18 protein-coding genes and 1 pseudogene are annotated in these 16,882 nt (G+C 60.8%); 11 read left to right on the top strand and 8 right to left on the bottom strand.

Going from position 1 to position 16,882, the window contains the following annotated elements; all coding sequences use genetic code 11:
- Window positions 1-110 precede the first annotated feature (110 nt).
- The 5 genes from RGR602_RS14205 to hemP are packed head-to-tail and all read right to left on the bottom strand — an operon-like array spanning window position 111 to window position 4,215.
- Window positions 111-905: a heme ABC transporter ATP-binding protein gene (locus RGR602_RS14205; RefSeq protein ID WP_039845637.1), complete on the bottom strand. Its 795-nt coding sequence runs from the start codon at window positions 903-905 to the stop codon at window positions 111-113.
- Between the two features lie 12 nt (window positions 906-917).
- The gene (locus tag RGR602_RS14200; RefSeq protein WP_039845636.1) at window positions 918-2,033 is read right to left on the bottom strand and encodes a FecCD family ABC transporter permease; all 1,116 of its coding nucleotides are present in this window, start codon (window positions 2,031-2,033) and stop codon (window positions 918-920) included.
- 1 nt (window position 2,034) lies between these two features.
- Window positions 2,035-2,961 carry a heme/hemin ABC transporter substrate-binding protein gene (locus tag RGR602_RS14195; RefSeq protein WP_039845635.1) on the bottom strand — a complete coding sequence of 309 codons (927 nt, stop codon included), beginning with the start codon at window positions 2,959-2,961 and terminating at the stop codon, window positions 2,035-2,037.
- A gap of 12 nt (window positions 2,962-2,973) precedes the next feature.
- Entirely contained in the window at window positions 2,974-4,026 is a 1,053-nt protein-coding gene (locus tag RGR602_RS14190; protein WP_039845634.1) for a hemin-degrading factor, read from the bottom strand.
- A 9-nt stretch (window positions 4,027-4,035) separates the two neighbouring features.
- Window positions 4,036-4,215, bottom strand: coding sequence for a hemin uptake protein HemP (hemP, locus tag RGR602_RS14185; RefSeq protein WP_039845633.1), 180 nt, complete (start codon window positions 4,213-4,215; stop codon window positions 4,036-4,038).
- Window positions 4,216-4,359: 144 nt separating this feature from the next.
- Between hemP and RGR602_RS14180 the strand changes: the two genes are divergently transcribed.
- The 6 genes from RGR602_RS14180 (at window position 4,360) to RGR602_RS14155 (ending at window position 7,615) form a co-directional block, all read left to right on the top strand.
- A complete protein-coding gene (locus RGR602_RS14180) occupies window positions 4,360-4,803 on the top strand; it encodes a hypothetical protein (protein WP_039845632.1) in 444 nt (147 codons plus the stop codon).
- A gap of 62 nt (window positions 4,804-4,865) precedes the next feature.
- The gene (locus tag RGR602_RS14175; protein WP_039845631.1) at window positions 4,866-6,143 is read left to right on the top strand and encodes an energy transducer TonB family protein; all 1,278 of its coding nucleotides are present in this window, start codon (window positions 4,866-4,868) and stop codon (window positions 6,141-6,143) included.
- 108 nt (window positions 6,144-6,251) lie between these two features.
- Window positions 6,252-6,665, top strand: coding sequence for a DUF2325 domain-containing protein (locus RGR602_RS14170; protein WP_039845630.1), 414 nt, complete (start codon window positions 6,252-6,254; stop codon window positions 6,663-6,665).
- Window positions 6,662-6,928: a hypothetical protein gene (locus RGR602_RS14165; RefSeq protein WP_039845629.1), complete on the top strand. Its 267-nt coding sequence runs from the start codon at window positions 6,662-6,664 to the stop codon at window positions 6,926-6,928. The genes RGR602_RS14170 and RGR602_RS14165 overlap by 4 nt, the downstream gene beginning before the upstream one ends.
- A gap of 10 nt (window positions 6,929-6,938) precedes the next feature.
- The gene (locus RGR602_RS14160; RefSeq protein WP_039845628.1) at window positions 6,939-7,253 is read left to right on the top strand and encodes an antibiotic biosynthesis monooxygenase family protein; all 315 of its coding nucleotides are present in this window, start codon (window positions 6,939-6,941) and stop codon (window positions 7,251-7,253) included.
- Window positions 7,250-7,615 carry a bleomycin resistance protein gene (locus RGR602_RS14155; RefSeq protein ID WP_039845627.1) on the top strand — a complete coding sequence of 122 codons (366 nt, stop codon included), beginning with the start codon at window positions 7,250-7,252 and terminating at the stop codon, window positions 7,613-7,615. Before RGR602_RS14160 ends, RGR602_RS14155 begins: the two co-directional genes overlap by 4 nt.
- Before the next feature lie 2 nt (window positions 7,616-7,617).
- Here the strand turns inward: RGR602_RS14155 and RGR602_RS14150 are convergent.
- Both RGR602_RS14150 and RGR602_RS14145 read right to left on the bottom strand, forming a co-directional pair.
- A pseudogene (locus RGR602_RS14150) lies at window positions 7,618-7,988 on the bottom strand (DUF423 domain-containing protein).
- Complete coding sequence (locus tag RGR602_RS14145; RefSeq protein ID WP_039845626.1) at window positions 7,985-8,386, bottom strand: group II truncated hemoglobin; 402 nt, start codon at window positions 8,384-8,386, stop codon at window positions 7,985-7,987. Before RGR602_RS14145 ends, RGR602_RS14150 begins: the two are co-directional and overlap by 4 nt.
- 156 nt (window positions 8,387-8,542) lie before the next feature.
- Between RGR602_RS14145 and RGR602_RS14140 the strand changes: the two genes are divergently transcribed.
- From RGR602_RS14140 to RGR602_RS14130, 3 genes are all read left to right on the top strand, one after another.
- Window positions 8,543-9,106, top strand: a complete 564-nt coding sequence (locus RGR602_RS14140) for a TetR/AcrR family transcriptional regulator (protein ID WP_039845625.1) — start codon at window positions 8,543-8,545, stop codon at window positions 9,104-9,106.
- Between the two features lie 21 nt (window positions 9,107-9,127).
- A complete protein-coding gene (locus RGR602_RS14135) occupies window positions 9,128-9,469 on the top strand; it encodes an SMR family transporter (RefSeq protein ID WP_039845624.1) in 342 nt (113 codons plus the stop codon).
- Between the two features lie 186 nt (window positions 9,470-9,655).
- Window positions 9,656-10,699 (top strand): Gfo/Idh/MocA family protein, encoded by a 1,044-nt coding sequence (locus RGR602_RS14130; protein WP_039845623.1) that lies wholly within the window; start codon window positions 9,656-9,658, stop codon window positions 10,697-10,699.
- A 55-nt stretch (window positions 10,700-10,754) separates the two neighbouring features.
- Here the strand turns inward: RGR602_RS14130 and RGR602_RS14125 are convergent, their stop codons facing one another.
- A complete protein-coding gene (locus RGR602_RS14125; RefSeq protein WP_082046605.1) occupies window positions 10,755-11,945 on the bottom strand; it encodes a glycosyltransferase in 1,191 nt (396 codons plus the stop codon).
- Between the two features lie 302 nt (window positions 11,946-12,247).
- On the opposite strand from RGR602_RS14125, the gene RGR602_RS14120 reads away from it, so the two are divergent.
- A complete protein-coding gene (locus tag RGR602_RS14120) occupies window positions 12,248-13,588 on the top strand; it encodes a polysaccharide biosynthesis/export family protein (RefSeq protein ID WP_052451565.1) in 1,341 nt (446 codons plus the stop codon).
- A 32-nt stretch (window positions 13,589-13,620) separates the two neighbouring features.
- Entirely contained in the window at window positions 13,621-16,881 is a 3,261-nt protein-coding gene (locus RGR602_RS35640) for a nucleotide-binding protein (RefSeq protein ID WP_203226165.1), read from the top strand.
- Window position 16,882: the final 1 nt, after the last annotated feature.

The raw sequence follows: 16,882 nt of genomic DNA, 5'->3' as shown, positions 1-16,882 counted from the left end.
GGCCGGTTTTAAACGAGGTCAGCACCGATCGTTGCAATAAGTCGTATCGCCCGGCATTGATCCAAATCATCGACACGACAACGCGCTGGCCAATCAAAAGTTCCGGCGGTTTAGCGGCCCGCAAGCGCGCTGTGAGCCAGGACAAAGGGTGTTCCGTCCATCGGAACCTGACTGATGCGCAGCGGGCATCCGAATACAGATTGCATGCGCTCGTCGGTGAGCACGTCGCTGACGCTGCCGGCAGCGGCTAGTCCCCCGGCTTTCATGAGGACGATCTGGTCCGCGAAAAGAGCGGTCAAGTTGAGATCGTGCATGACTGCGATCACGCCGCCGCCTGCGTCGCAGAACTTCCGCGCAAGGCTCATGATCGTCAGCTGATGGCTTATGTCGAGGCTGGAAACCGGCTCATCGAGTAACAGCCAGCAGGGTTTTCCATCCACGACCGGCTCGCAGATCTGGCACAGCACGCGCGCGAGCTGGACGCGCTGCTGCTCGCCGCCCGAAAGCTCCTGGTAGAAACGCCCTTCGAAGCCCCCGAGGTCGACGGCGGCGAGCGCCCGTGCCGCGATCTGCTCTGCCTGCTCGGGGTGCAGGTTCAGCCCTGTCGTCAGTCCCATGCGCACGACCTCGCGCACTGTGAAGGGAAAGGAGATGGCGCTTGCCTGCGGCAGCACACCGCGAAGGGCAGCCAGCTGCCAGGGTTGCATCGTCTTGACCTCTTCGCCGTTGATGCGCACGGAGCCGTCGCAGGAAAGCTCGCCGGAGATCGCCTTCATTGTGGTCGTCTTGCCGGAGCCGTTCGGCCCGGCAATCGCCGTCAATTGGCCCGCCTTCGCCGTAAGGCTGACGTCATGCACGATTGTCTTGCCCGACAGGCGGACCGAGATTCCGGAAAGTTCGATCATCGAAATTCACTTTTAGAGCGCAAGCCGCGAGCGCTGCCGCAACAATATCCAGAGGAAGAAGGGTCCGCCGACTGCAGCCGTGATGATGCCGATCGGCAATTCGGCGGGCGCGACGATGGTGCGCGCCAGAACGTCGGCGAAGATCAAGAGCGAGCCACCGAGGAGAGCGGAGGCTGGCAGCAAATAGCGATGGTCGGGGCCGATGATCATACGCAGCAGATGTGGCACGACAATGCCGACAAAACCGATACCACCGCTGACGGCAACCGATGCGCCGGTTGCGGCGGCAACGGCTACGATTGCGGTATTCTTCAGCCGCTGAACCGGGACGCCCATATGAAACGCCGCCGCTTCACCAAGTGTTATGGCATTCAGTCCGCGCGCCATGAAGGGCAGGACTGCGAAGGATGCCAGAATGATCGGCGCGGCGGCGGCGATCTTCATCCAGGTTGCGCCTGCGAGAGAGCCCATGGACCAGAAAGTGAGATCGCGAAGCTGCTGGTCGTTGGCGATATAGGTCAGCAGACCTGTCATCGCGCCCGTCAGAGCTCCGAGCGCGATCCCTGCCAGCAGCATCGTGGCGACCGAGGTCTGGCCATTGGTCGTTGCGATCCGATAAAGCAGCACCGTCGTAACAAGGCCACCGCCGAAAGCTGCAACCGGCAGGGCATAGATGCCGAGCAGCGCAAGGAACGGCATGGCGATCGTTCCGCCGAGCACGATCATCACGACGGCGCCGAAGCTTGCTCCGGACGACACGCCGACGAGGCCGGGATCGGCGAGCGGATTGCGGAACAGTCCCTGCATCACAGCGCCGGAGACGGCGAGCGAGCCGCCGACGAGAAAGCCGAGGATGGCGCGCGGCATCCGGATGTCGAAGATGATGATCCGGTCGCGCATGTTGAGCGCCGCCTCCGAACCCGCCACGTTTGCAATCACGTCGACAATCGAGGCATCCGAGGCGCCGGTCGTCACCGAAAATAGCAGCGAGAAGACGGAACCCACCACGAGCAGGCCGATCACGAGGAGCGCCAGCCGCCCCCGATCGCCTGCCTCGCGGTGCTCACGAAGCGCGGCCATCGAAAAAAGTGATCGTTTCTGTCCCGTCATGGCGTCCAGCAGAGCCATCTTAGCCCCCGTAGATGGCCGCGTTCAATTCGCGGACGGCGCCTGCGGTGCGCGGGCCGAAGCCGAGCAGGTGCAGGCCATCCATGCGGATGACCGCCTTCTTCTGGGCCGCGGGGGTCAGTGCGAGCGCCGGCTGCCTGAAGAGGTCGTCGTTGGCGGCCGCGTGACTGCCCTGACGGTTCATCATCAGGATCACATCGGGCTTTGCCTCGACGATCGCCTCATCGGTCACCGGCTTGTAGCCTGAGAAGCTGCCGACGGCATTGATGGCGCCTGCGAGCTTGATGATGCCATCAGCCGCCGTGCCCGTGCCAGAGGCCATGATCTTGCCGCCCTGCGTGCTGAGGATGAAAAGCACGCGCTTGCGCCCCGCTTCGGACCGCTTGCCGGCATCGGCGATCGCGGCATCCAGATCGGCGCCGACCTTGGTTTCCAGCGCCCTGGCCTTGTCGGGTACGGCAAGCAGTGTGCCGATCTTATCGATCTTTGTCAGGATCCCTGCGCGATCGTAGGTATTCGGGACCGTCTCGAACGGCACGCTGGCGTTCTTGAGGACGGTCAGCGCTTCGGGCGGACCCGATCCTTCGACAGCGATGATCGCGGTCGGGTTGACGGCAAGGATGCCTTCCGGCGAGAGCGCCCGCATATAGCCTACATCCGGGAGCTTCATGGCCGCTTCGGGATAGGTGCTGGTGGAATCACGGGCGATGAGGCGGCTTTCTTCGCCGAGCGCATAGACGATTTCCGTCACGTCGCCGCCGACGGCGACGAGGCGCGAGGTGTCGATCTTTTTCGGTTCCTCGGCCTGCGCCGCCCGGATGAAGCTATTCTTTGCCGTTGCAGCGGGCAGCAAAGGCAGCGCCGTGACGGCCGCCGTCAGCGCCAGTCCGCAAAGCCGGAGGCGGCGCAAGTTCGAAGGTATTTTCATCGTTCCGCTCCTTTATGCTGCGATGCTCGTTCCCGCCTTCGGCAGGCTTTCGATGATCTCGCGCCAATCGGTACGCTCGTCGAACCCTTCCTTCCGCTTGCCGAAGAACTGGATGATCATTTCGCCCTTGGCGTCATAGGCTTCCAGCGAAGTGACATCGCCGTCCTTTGTGGGCTTGCGCACGGCCCAGGTCTCGGCGATGTGGTCCTGGCGGAGATGCAGGTGGAAGGTCGGATCCATGATGTTGATCCAGGGTCCCATCGCCTGAACGTTGAAGATCGGGCCGGAATGGATCTGCACGATGCCGTTGTTCGCGACAAAGCACATGATCGGCAGACCGGCTTTGACGGAGGCGTGCATCATTTCGGCCGTCGCCGTGTCTTCGAGCTTCCAGGCGTAATCGTCGCCGACCGTGCGCAGCGCGGCCTGGCGGCCGATTTTCAGGCGCTTCAGCATGCTGAAGAATTCATGTGTGTCCGTGAGCTTGCTCCAGTTGTCGCGCAGCTCGTCGCGGCCGACGTCGCCGCTCTCATCCTCTGAAGCGGAGATTTCGGCTTCGACGAATTCCTGCGACTGGTCGTCGAGCTTCAGATCAGCGACGATCGAGCGGTAGGCCTCGACGTTCGAATTTGGACGCAGATGCACCTTGTGGACCGCGTTGCCCGTCTTGTCGAAATACTGCAGGCTGAGGCGTTCCTCGTCGCCATTCTTCTTCGTGACGGCAAAGCCATGGGCCCAGCGGCTCGGGAAGATGCGAAGGTCGATGTTTTCGCCGAGCACGATTGCGCTCTGCATGCCCATTTTGATGTTTTCGAAGGCGCCGATCTTTTCGTGGACGGCACTTTCATTGCGCGACAGCGCCATGACTTCGCCGAGTTCGGCCACGCGCTCCAGAAGCTTCAGCGCGCTGGCATCGATGCGGGTCGCGGAAATGCCGACTTCGGCGGCGACGAGGGCTGCTTCGGAAATGTTCAGCCGCGCTGCGATATCGCGCTCGCGCATCTGCGGATTTTCGGCCCGGAACGCGCGAATCTCGGCCGGTGCCGGTCTGCTCTCATCAGTCATCTGCTACCCTTACTTATTGAGAATGAGTTTGCCCTGCCGGGTAATTTTCATGCGGTAGACCACGCCGTCATGCCGGATCATGATCTCGTTCGCGCCGCGGAAAATGTCCGCGCTTTCGATGGTGCGAATTTCGGCTGCCTCCCGCGGGAGAGGTGCATGCTTAAAGGTGTCTGGCTTCTCAACCATCATTTCGGTTGGCAATTTCCGCTGGAGCCGGGGGCTTGTTTTCCTCCGGCCTTGATACAATTATCTTGACTTTCATAGTCATCATTTTTTAAAGACGCAATAGAAGACTTATAGACTCAAGTTTTAGAAATTACATGGAGAAGAGGTATGGTGGCGGGCAGATTTGCGGCACTTGTGGCAGGCGGATTGATGGCGGCCGGAAGTCTTTGCCCCACTTATGCGCAGGATGCCCCCGCGGCCGCCCCCGTCAATGCCCTCGAAGTCGAGTTGAATGCCCTGGCGCCCTCGCAAAAGGGCTGCATGATGACCTTCGTGGCCCTCAACAAGCTTGCCGCACCCGTCAACAAGATCTCTTTCGAGCTTGCCTTCTTCAACGACAAAAACGCCGTCGACAAGATCACCGTGCTCGACTTCCGCGATCTGCCGCAGGGCAAGAAGCGGGTGCGGCAGTTCGACATGCCGAATGTCAAGTGCGAGGCCGTGACCCGCATTCTCATCAACGATACGCCGGTCTGCGACGGCCCGGCAGCGGGCGAATGCATGAAAGGTCTCATTACCCGTTCGCAGATTTCCGTTCCCTTCGAGGGGTGAGCAATTCGCGCCGGAGATGATCTCCGGCGGGCTTCAGTTTCAAACCGACCGGGGCAGGGCATATGGCACTTTCAGCAAAATCCAGGTCGCGACGCGATTTCATCGTGGAGCAGGATGCTGACGGTTTGAACGACAATATTCCGGGCATCCATCCCGGTCATGAAATGCCCGAGCTGCGCAATGCGCAGCGCCAGCCCGCCGCAGAAGCCGTGATCCACTATGCGCGCCTCTCGCTGATCGAATCTTTTCCGGAACATCCGCAGGCCCAAAAGACACCCGCGGCAGACGCGCCGCCGATGGACCATGGTGCCCTTGAAAAGCAGGCAAGCGAGGCGAAGCCGAGCAAGCGAAGCGTCGCCGCTGCCTGCCTGACGTCCTTCGCCTTTCACGCCATTGTCTTCACGGCCCTGGCAATCGGCTTCGTCGTGACGCCGCACGACCCGGAGGAGGAAGCAGGCGAGGCTGTGAGCGTCGTCATCCTTGGCGATTCAGAAGCCGACCAGGCCTCTGCGGGCGATCCGGATCTTGAGGTCGAGCCCCAGCCGGACCAAGTGGTTGCCGAAACGGTGCCCCCGGAACCTGTTCAGCCCACGGACCAGCCGACGGAGGTTCCACCGGAAACGGTGCAGCCGACCCAGGCGGAGGCCGTGCCGCCAACGCAGGAGGTCACGCGCGTCTCTCCCGAGACGGTGACGGCGGCAGAGCCTGAGGTGCTGACGTCGAATGTTCCTGCCGAGACCTCGGTCGTGCAGCCTGTGGCCACGGCGGCACCGGAGGAACTGAAGCCTGTCGAGCCGGTCGAGACCGCCGAAGCGCTGCCGGAGCCGGTGCGGCCGCAAGAGGCACCAACGCCGACAACCAAGCCGAGGGCTGAAAGACCGAAGCCGGTGGAAAAGAACCGGCCGCCGAAGAAGATGGAAAAAAAGCTTGCTGGCTCCCAAGGCGAGAACAAGCAGGATTCCAGGCGAGGGGCCAGCGATGGATACGAGACGGCAAATTCCGACCAGAACTCGCGCAGCGCCGGGAGCGCCGGCGGAGCCGGAAGCGCAGCCGTTGCCAACTATCCCGGCAAGGTGCAGTCGCGCATTCGCCGCGCAGTCAAGGTGCCTGCAGAATATAAACGAATGAGCGCTTCGATGAGTGTCCGCGTGCGCCTAACGATCGGCGGCGACGGTTCGCTGGCAGCTCTTTCCGTCGCGCGCAGCTCCGGAATTCCCGAGCTGGATCAGGCGGTTGTGGCCGGCGTGCGCCGTGCCTCGCCTTTCCCGCCGCTGCCTTCAGAGTGGGGAAAGCCGAGCTGGACCTTCACGCAGGACGTGCAGATCTCGGGCCGGCGCTAAATATGACAAGAAAAGTCAACTTTATACTTTACTCTAAAAATCAAGTTTAATAAGGTCCGTTCGCACATGTTAGAATCGTGTGACGATCAACGAGCGAACGGGTGATAAATGGCTCGGAAGGCGAAGAAGGGATCTAACCGGGAAATCCGCGTCAGCGCGGATGTGGCAGCGCAGACGGCGCAGCAATCTTCCGGCGGATCGAAACTGGATGGCCGCAGTTTCCTCTATGTCGGCGGCCGCGATTGCCAGGTGGCGCATCTTCGCCAGATCGCGAGCAGCTTCGGTGCCGAACTGATCCATCATGACGGCGGGCTGCGCGAGGCGGTCTCGCGGATCGATACGGTTCTTCCCTCCGTCGACTGCGTGTTCTGCCCGATCGACTGTATCAGCCACGATGCCTGCCTGCGGGTGAAGACGGGCTGCAAGAAGTTCGGCAAGGCGTTCATTCCGCTGCGCAATGGCAGCAAATCGAGCCTCGAGCGTGCGCTGCAGACCATGAACGAACGAGACAATTCCCGATGAAAGACCAGCGCCCTGACGGGTTCATGATGATCGGCCTGCATAAGCTCGCCGCGCAAAATGGCGACGGCCTCGTGCCCGAGCTCTACGATCTCTTGGTGAAACATGCCGAGCGCCAGCAGCTTTATGCGAACGTGACGGAGTTTCCCGTCTGGGAAGCGCGCATGCCGGGAGAAAAGACCGATGCAGCTCTTGGCCGCGAGGCGGCAAACGGCAATAATGTCGTTTTCTTCCCGCAGGCCCGCGTGGACGGCACGAAGGTGTGAGGAGCTCCCGATGTATATTGCGATGAACCGCTTCAAGGTCGCAACCGGCGCCGAGGCAGATTTCGAAAATGTCTGGCGCAACCGCGACTCCAGTCTGGCGCAGGTGCCCGGCTTCGTCGAGTTCCGTCTGCTGCGCGGCAAGACGGATGCGGAGGAGGGCTATACACTGTTCTCGTCGCACACGGTCTGGCAGAGCGAAGAGGATTTCCAGAACTGGACGAAATCCGAGAACTTCCGCGCGGCGCACCGCAATGCGGGTGACCATAAGATCATGTACAAGGGGCCGCCGGTATTCGAAGGTTTCAACGTCGTGGAAGGCATATGAGCGGCGATCCGGACCGTACCGAAGTTCTGCCGGTCCTGCCGTCGCTCGATATCGCCGCGACGCTTGCCTTTTATCGCGACGAACTCGGCTTTGCGCAGATCGTGCACCAAACGCCTGACTATCTGATCGTCAGGCGCGATGAGATGGAGCTGCATTTCTGGCGCACCGACGATGCCAGCCTGCCGGAGAAGACGTCGATCTACCTGCGTGGCGGGGGCATTGGGGCGCTCCATGCGGAATATCGCGCGAAGGGCGTCAGGCGTCTGACGGATATGCAAGTGCGGCCCTGGAACATGGAGGAATTCTACATCCATGATCCGCACGGCAACCTGCTGCGCTTCGGCCGGGTGCCGCAGCGCTAAGCTTATCGCTTGGTGTGCATCAAGCCGCCGGCTGCGATCGCCAGCCAGCCGAGCATCATCGCCCAGCCGCCAGTCGGTGCGGCAAAGGGAAAGAGCCCGATCCCCGCAAGGCGCAGCATCACGAGATCGCCGCAAAGAGCAGTGTGCCAACAATGATCAGAAAACCGGCCAGCCGGGCGGTTTGAATCTCCTTAATGCCAACTGCAAGACCTAATAGGGCAGGGGCATGTGCCAGGCACATCGCAGAGGCGGAGGCAGCGAGCGCGGCTTCACCACCACCGTGGGCCGCGAGGGCGGCAAGTGCCACGCCTGCCGTGCCGAAGAGACCGGCAAAGACGAAGAAAAGCGGTGCGGCACGCGTGTTCGAGATCATGGCTGATCTTGCTCCCTGTTCTGCATATGAAACGCCAGCCGTTCGATCGGCGGCCAGATGATCTCACGCAGCTTCTCGTTGGCGATCGTCTCGTCCATTGCGCGCCGGAAGCAGAACAGCCATTCGTCACGCTCGACCGGGCCGATCGCGGCGACGAAATGGCGGCTGCGAAGCCGTGGATGGCCGCGTTTGTCAGTATAGAGCGGCGGGCCGCCGAGGTAGCCGGTCAGATATTCGTAGAATTTCTCCTCGCTACCTTTAAGACTCGGCGGATGGACCGCGCGGACACGCCGTGCCTCCGGCAGCGTGTCCATTAGTTCGTAGAAACGCTGCGTCAGCGCCCGCACCGTGAGGTCGCCGCCGATCGCCCGATAAAGCGTGATAACCTCTTCCGTCAAAATCCAATCCCCCTGAAATGCACTCTTAATGCACTGCTGCTGCGCTATTCGCAACCGGTTGCGAGGCGCCGCGGCATTTCGCCCAGGGATGCCTGAGGCAGAGCGTGGCTGCAGATTCTGATTGACAAAACCGTCCAGACGGTATTTTTATGGAACATGTCAACCGCTCATCATCGCAAGAAACAGCCTGTTCTCGTGCGCCGGCAATTGCTGGATGTCGCCGCACGCCTTGCGACGGAGCAGGGCATGGCGTCGGTGACGCTTGATGCCGTCTCCGGCGCATCCGGCATCAGCAAGGGCGGTTTGCTGCACCATTTCCCGACCAAGAACGCGCTGCTGGATGCGTTGTTCGACAGTCTGCTCGAGCGCTTCGATCAGGAACTCGATGAACTGATGCGCGCCGATCCGGTACCGCAAGGGCGCTTCACGCGCGCCTATCTTTTCGTTTGCGCCGACATCAGCAAAAGGACGGATGACTCCCGTCACTGGACGCAGGTGACGATTGCAATGCTGGCTGAGCCGCGACTGCGCCAGCGTTGGCGGGAATGGGTGCGGGAGCGGGCGGATGAATACGTCGGCACCGATTCGTCGATCGACGCTCAGATCGTGCGCTTTGCTGCGGACGGTCTCTGGCTTGCCGACGCGACGGAAAGCAACCTGATCAGTCCTGCCGAACGCAGCGCGCTGGTTGCCCGACTTACCGAACTCACAGCGCGCTAATTATTTTCGAAGGACAGAACCATGAGCCCGGCTGCCGTCTACGCGCTGCTTTTTGCCGCAATCATCCTGGAAGTGATCGGCACGACCGCCCTGCAGCTCTCGCAGCAGCTCACGCGTTTCTGGCCGAGCGTACTTCTCGTCGTCTGTTACACGGCTGCCTTCTACGTCCTGTCGCTCACTTTGAAGGTGATCCCGGTCGGCATTGCCTATGCGATCTGGAGCGCTTTGGGAATAGTGCTGATTTCGGTCGTGGGGTTTGTCTATTTTAAGCAGCGCCTCGATCTTCCCGCGGTGATCGGGCTCGGGTTGATCATTACCGGCGTTCTGGTCGTCAACCTCTTTTCGAAATCCATTTCTCATTGATTTTTCTCGGTTTTCTCCGTTAGTTGCCGCGCTTTGCAAGTGCAGCGCCAAGCGGTTTGCGTGCCGCCTGCGTTGACGAGCATCGCGGATGCCCCAAATGAGCCGGTAGGAAGGCACTGGAGCCGATTGAAGAGCGCGGCACGAAACTATACCGGACGGCCAGCCGCTCACTGCTGAGGAGTATCCATGCGACTACTCGTTCTTGGTACGGGCGTGATGGCGAAGAACCAGTTGCGCCATTTCGCGCATATGGATGGTGTCGAGGTCGTCGGCGCGGTCGATACCGATCGCGATCGCCTGAAGCTCTTCGCCGATGAATTCGGCATCGAAAAACGTTTCCTGACGTTGGACGATGCCATAGCCTGGGGTGATTTCGACGCCGCGACAAACGTCACGCCGGACCGCATCCATCACCCGACGACCATGGCGCTGATTGCTGCCGGCAAGCATGTGCTCTGCGAGAAGCCGCTGGCGGAAAACTATCCGAAGGCTCTGGAGATGACGGAAGCAGCTGAAACGGCAGGCGTCGTCAACATGGTGAACCTCACCTACCGCAACGTCGCGCCGCTGCAGCGCGCCCGCGAGATGGTGCTCGCCGGCGAGCTCGGCACCATCAAGCATGTGGAAGCATCCTATTTGCAGAGCTGGCTCGTGTCGCGCGCCTGGGGCGACTGGCGCACGGAATCGACTTGGCTCTGGCGTCTTTCGACCGGCCACGGGTCGACCGGTGTGCTCGGCGACGTCGGCATCCACATCCTCGATTTTGCCGCTTATGGTGCAGCGACCGATATCGATCACGTCTTTGCCCGGCTGAAGACCTTCAATAAGGTACCGGGCGGCCAGATCGGCGAATATCTTCTGGATGCGAACGACAGCTTCACGATGTCGCTCGATTTCGCCAACGGCGCGCTCGGCGTGGTGCATGCCAGCCGCTGGGCCACGGGCCACTTGAACGAGCTGAAGCTTCGCATCTACGGCGAGAGGGGAAGTCTTGAGGTCAGCCATCGCCCTTCAGGCTCGGATTTGCGCGGCTGCCTCGGCGAGAATGTCGAGAGTGCGACCTGGAGGGAGATCGAGGCCGCTCCAGTTTCGACTAACTACCAACGCTTTGCCGATGCGGTGATGAGCGGCCTGCAGCCAGACCCCAACTTCCGCCACGCCGCCAACCTGCAGAAGGTGATCGATCTTGCCATGATCACCGAGCGCGAACGGCGCGAACTGAAGGTGTGATTTCGGCGTGAAGCACGAAAAAAGCGCTGCGCGCCCTGCCAGCGCGGACGCTCCGTCAGTGGACGATATCCGTTCCAGGCGGGGGGACGGGGAAAACGCTGTCCAGAGGAAACCGGCGGGTCTCCGCATGGGAGGTCGCAGCAAGCGCGCTCGTTTTTCTCGCCCGAAGTTCCTCCTGGATGATCGAGTCCATGCCGAACCTGAAATTCCTGGTGCTGAACCGCGCTGCGTGCGTGCGAATGGTTTCTGGATCGAAATCCTCGGCGTGTTCTTCGAACGACCGCACTGCGTCGACGATGGCTTCAACGTTCTGCTCATAAAAGAGAAGGCCGGTTTCTCCCGGCACGACCGTTTCAAGTGCTCCGCCACTGCCGAAAGCGATGACCGGCCGGCCGCTCGCCATGGCTTCCACCGGGACAAGGCCGAAATCCTCCTCTCCGGGGAAGATCAAGGCTCGGCATCGGGCCAATTTTTCCTTCAGAACCGGAAAGGGCACCCGCCCCAGGAATTTCACGGTCGGCCCCGCGATCGACTTCAGCATGGCAAGCTCTTTGCCTTCGCCGATGACGACGAGGTTGCGTCCCATCTTGGAAAAGGCCCTCACGGCGAGATCGACCCTTTTGTAGGAGACGAGCTGCCCGGCGCAAAGATAAAAGTCCTCGATGGTATCCGACGGCGCGTAGTCCTCGACTGCTACCGGCGGATAGACGACCGTGGCGGAGCGTCCGTAATACTTGCCGATGCGCGCTTTCACATGGTGCGAATTCGCGACGAAACGGTCGACGCGCATGCTGGTGCTGACATCCCAGGACCGCAAAAGCGGGGCGATCACCGGAAGCATCATTCTGGAAGCGAGGCCGGCATGCGAACGATAGACGTGATAGTGGTCCCAGATATAGCGCATCGGCGAATGGCAGTAGCAGACATGTGTCGAATGCGGCGGAGCAATAATGCCTTTGGCGGGGCCGGATTCGCTTGAGATGATCAGGTCGTATCCGCTGAGATCGAGGCTTTCGAGCGCGAAGGGCATCAGTGGAAGCAGCGACTGATAATGCCTGACGGCACCCGGCAGGCGCTGCAGAAACGACGTCTTGACGACATGCCCCCTTATTTTCTCCGAGACACGGCTTTCATCGTAAACGAGGGTGAAGATGTCGGCGTCTGGGAACATGTCGCAGAGGGCCTCGACGACCTTCTCGCCGCCGCGCATCGAAACCAGCCAGTAATGAACAATCGCGACACGCATGATGTCTCCTTCGCCAACCAGTCGGACCATCATCGTTGAAGCGGGGGACATTCCACAGAGCCTAGATTGGCCTGCAACGGCCCTAAAACGGTGTAGAGCCACGGCCGAAAGACCTATGTGGAGCGGACACTTGGCCGGAGATACCGCAACTGGAGGAAGCGGCCGGTGGTTTTCTACTCCGTCTTCCTCAGATTGGACTAAAGCAGGCTGCGTCGCGGTGGATTTACTCGAATTGCATTAGGCGCATCATCGGAATTCGGCGGTTTGCCCGCTGGAGAATCACGAGGAGAACAAGTCGCGCCATGCCCATTGCTGCCGTACGCAATTCAAGAACCGCATTGCCCGGCGCCCGTCGTGTCCTCCGCTTCATCATGGCGGCAGGGCTCATTGGCACCGCTTTCACCGGACAAGCCGTCAATGCAGCAGACGACAGCTACCGCATCAGATCGCAGACGAGGATGAAGGTCTCGGTCGTGGAATGGGTGTCTTCAACGGGCGAGTACAAGGAATGGACCGCTCTCAACGGCGAATTTGCCGTGTCTCAGCGCGGCGATATCTCGATGCCGATGGTCGGCGAGATTGCCGTTCTCGGCAAGACGACGGAAGAAACGGCACTCCTGATCGGTGAGAGGATCAAGAAACTGACGGGGCTTGCGACCGCTCCCATCGCCTCGGTTGAGATCGCCAAATATCCGATGGTCTATGTCACCGGTGCGGTCGAGCGGCCGAACGAGTTCGAATTCCGGCCAGGACTGACCGTCAAACAAGCGCTTGCCATGGCTGGCGGACGGGAACGCCGCGCCGACCGCTCCGGCGAATATGCCGACGCCGAGCAGATTCGTTACGCCGGGGAGTTCAGCCGCCTCGAGCTTCAGGCAAAACAGCTCATGGCCCGCCGCGCCAGGCTGATTGCCGAGCTGAACGACAAGCCTTCCGTGGATTTTCCTCCGGAACTGACCGGGGCCCCCGAAGGTTCAGTCGTGGGCCAGATACTGAAGAGCGAAAGCGCTCTCTTCACGGCAAGAGCCGACGCCTTGCGGCACCAGCTGGAATCCGCAGCAGATCTCATGAAGCTCTTGCGAAGCGAGATCACTGTGCTTGACGAGAAGATGGTGGCGCAGGAAAGGCAAGTGCAGATCGCCCAGGATGAGCTTGTCGACATCGCAAAACTCGTAGACACCAAGATCCTGACCACCTCCCGCAAGACATCCCTCGAACGCATCGTCGCCGATATGCAGAGCGACAAGCTCGATCTGGTCGTCGCGTCCATGCAGGCCAAGCAGAAGCTGAACGAGACCGAACGCGAAGCACTGAACCTGAAGGGTCAGCGCAAGACAGAGGTGGGCCAGGAACTGCAGGTAACAGAAGCGGAGTTGGAAGACGTGCGGTTGAAGCGCACAACGACGGTTCAGCTGCTGCAGGCCGCAGGCGCATCCGTCGCACGCTACGAAAGCCTCCAGGCCGTCGACGTGCAACCGCTTGAATATTGGCTGACCCGCGGCGGTGACTCGGGCGCTGCTGCTCCGGTTCCGGATAGTGCCGAGCTTGAGCCGGGGGATGTGCTGGACGTTCGCTACAATGTCTCCAAAAACCTGGACGGCTCGATGCTTTCGTCCGCCAATCCTCCTCCGCAGGTGCAGTAAATCACATGAATTCGAGGATCGGGCAAAACAATATGGTTGTTCACGACATCGGCAAGCTTGTCCCCGGCGATCAGTTCGGCAAGAAACAATCAGCTGACACGGAAAATATATCATTCGGCGACATATGGCGCTTTCTGCGGCGCCACACTTTGATACTTGCCGTCTTCACGGCGATAGGCGCTGCCGCAGGCGGTGCTTATGTCGCCACCCAGCCGCCGCTCTTCTTCGCGGCTGCCCGCCTCGTCATGGATCCCGAGCAGGGCCGGATCGCATCCCAGGATGCTTTCACTGGAACGATCATCATCGAGGCGGCTGAAATCGCCAGTCAGGTGGAGATCATCCAGTCGGAGCCGATCGCGAAAGCGGTCATCAACAAACTTAATCTCGCCGAGGATCCGGAAATCCAGGACAATGCGTCGTGGCGGTCGATCGTCAAGGACTGGCTGCAGTCGATGATCGGGGAAGCGGCTGCACCCGCCGCACCCGGCCAGGAGGCGTCGGACGAGGAGATTCGCATGCGCAGGACGATGGCGTCGTTCCTGTCGCGGGTCTCCGTCGTCCGGGTAGGGCAATCCTATATCCTCGAAATCGGCTACAAATCTACCGACCCGCAAAAGGCGGCTCGCGTCGCGAACGCCCTTGCGCAAGCATATATGGATTCGGCCGTCTCCGCGCGCGCCACAGCAGCGCAAAGCGGGGCGAACTGGCTGGAAACCCGGTTGATCGACGTGGAGAAGCAAGCCCGGCAGGCGGCGTTGGATGCAGAAGAATTCCGGGCCATGAACGGCATCATGGAACTCGGCACCACATCGTCCCTGGACCAGCAGCAATTGTCCGAAATCAGCAGCCAAGCCATTTCCGCCAGCGCCGACACCGCTGCCGCGTCCGCCAAGCTCGATACCCTCAATCGGCTGATGGCGGGGGAAGCGGTTGGCGGCAGCGTTCAGGAGACGATCGACAACCCCCGCATACAGAAACTCCAGGAGGACGTCAGCCTTGCTACGTCGAGGCTGAACAATCTGATAAGCCGCTACGATCCCGGCAATCCCGCGATCGCGGCCGCCAAAGAGGAAGTTGCACGGCTAACCGGCGATATCAGGAACGAACTCGTTCGCATCCAGGAAGTATACAAAACGAACCTGCAGGTCGCGCAAACTCGCGAACGCCTCCTCAATGACCAGATGGCGGCGCTGACTGCGACCGGCACGGACAAAAACCTGGCGCGTGTGAAACTCACCGAAATGGAAAGCCGTGCGACGACCTATCGCCGTATCTATGAAGGAATTCTCCAACAACTGACGGGCACGTTGCAGAAGCAGTCTTTCCCGCTCGGCGATGCCCGTATCGTGACGGCCGCGTCCGCGCCACTGACGAAGAGCTCGCCGAAACCCTCCATCATCCTGCCCTTCACCACACTGATGGGCCTGGCTGGTGGTCTCCTGCTCGCGCTGCTTTTTGATGGAAGGGGCAAGGGGATTCACCTGAACTCCAGACTGCGGCAGGAACTCGGTATAGCGTCGCTCGGAAGCCTGCCTCTGCAGGGCGCAACGGCAGTTTTGCCCGCCGGGGCGAAGGCGGCAAACCTGCAGGCCGCGATGCCGCTGCGAGGTGTGCTCGATGCGCCCTATTCCGATTTCACCGAAGCCTTGCGAGGCGTGAAGAACTCTATCGGTTCGGCATTCCGCCCCAATTCGCCAATGGTCATCGGCATCACGTCGGTCGGCAGCGGCGAGGGAAAGACGACGGTTGCGGCGAACCTCGCGCAGCTCTACCAGAACGAAGGCACGCCGGTCGTCCTCGTCGATGCCGATTTCCAAAAAGGCTTCCTGAGCAAAGTGGTGGGTGCCGCCGGAGAGGACTTCGGGCTCGGCTTGCTGCGGATGGATCATGTTGGCACGCATGAGCCGCAAGCGGCCGAACATGTCGTGGCGGGTCACGATGAGCACGGCCGCAGGAGCAGGAGAAACAGGGACGACGAGCATGCTGAAGCCTGCGCGCTGGTTCCCGTGCTGACCGTCGAGGGGACAAGGCGGTCTGCCGCGTGCCACCAGATATTCGGTCATCTAGCCGCACTCAAGACGGAAATTGAGCTGCTCCGCCAGAACTACGGCGTGGTCATCGTCGATCTTGCGGCATTCGAGGACTCGGCGGATACCCGGCATATCGTCAACTATCTGGATGGCGTCGCCATTGTCGTCGGCAAGCCGAAGAAAATGACCATCGAGCGGCTGTCGGCTGCGCTTGCGAGCTTCGGCACGTCGCGGGTGAACCTGCTCGGGATCATCGCCAATCGCAGCGGCGGCACGAAGCGTTCACCAGGAAAGCCTGCTTCGTCGCGGCCGAGCGAACCTGCCGTAAAGCCGACCGCTCCCCATCTGGCCTTCAATGACAAGCCGCGCGGGCGCCCGCTCAAGGTTGCCGTCGGCATCGCGAGTTCGGGCAGGCGCGAAATCCTTTCTGCCGTGCTTCCCCATATATCGCACCAGACGCGTCAGCCCGAGGAGGTCGTCATCTGCGTGCCCTCGCTTGAAGATGTCGAGCGAACGAGCCTTTCCTCGCTCGCATGCCCGGTCAGGGTATTGGTTTCAGAGCGTGGACTTTGCCTTCAGCGCAATACAATTCTTGACAGCATCGTCGATGCGGATGTGGTGCTCTTCCTCGACGACGATTTCCTGATGACGCCCACTTATATCGAGGACACTGAGCTGCTGTTTCGCAGCCGACGCGATATCGTCATGTCGACGGGCACGGTCATCGCCGACGGGATTACCGGGGCGGGTATCTCGGTCTGCGACGGCTTGAAACTCGTGCAGAAGGTTCGCCGCCCGCAGAAACGGGAGAAATCCTTCAAGCCGATCTATAACGCCTACGGCTGCAACATGGCTGTCCGTGTTTCGGCGATCGTGGCTTCAGGCGTCCGGTTTGACGAGAATCTGCCGTTTTATGGCTGGCTTGAAGATGTCGACTTCAGCCGCATGATGGCGCGATATGGCGAAGTCATTTGCGCCGACCATCTGCAGGGCGTGCATCTCGGCACGAAGGCCGGTCGCACAACCGGCATCAAGTTCGGATATTCGCAGATCGCCAATCCCATCTATCTCGTGCGCAAGAACACCCTGAGTTCGGGACGGGCAGCTGCGCAAATGGGCCGGAACCTGGCCGCCAATCTTGTCAAAGCCTGGCGCCCCGAACCCTGGGTCGACCGGAAAGGGCGTCTGAAGGGCAATGCGATCGCAATTTTCGATCTTCTGATGGGCAGGCTTGCCCCGCAGAATATCAGGACGATGGGGTAGG

The sequence above is a fragment of the Rhizobium gallicum bv. gallicum R602sp genome, assembly GCF_000816845.1.
Lineage (GTDB): Bacteria > Pseudomonadota > Alphaproteobacteria > Rhizobiales > Rhizobiaceae > Rhizobium > Rhizobium gallicum.
This window is presented reverse-complemented; position numbering and strand designations above follow the sequence as displayed.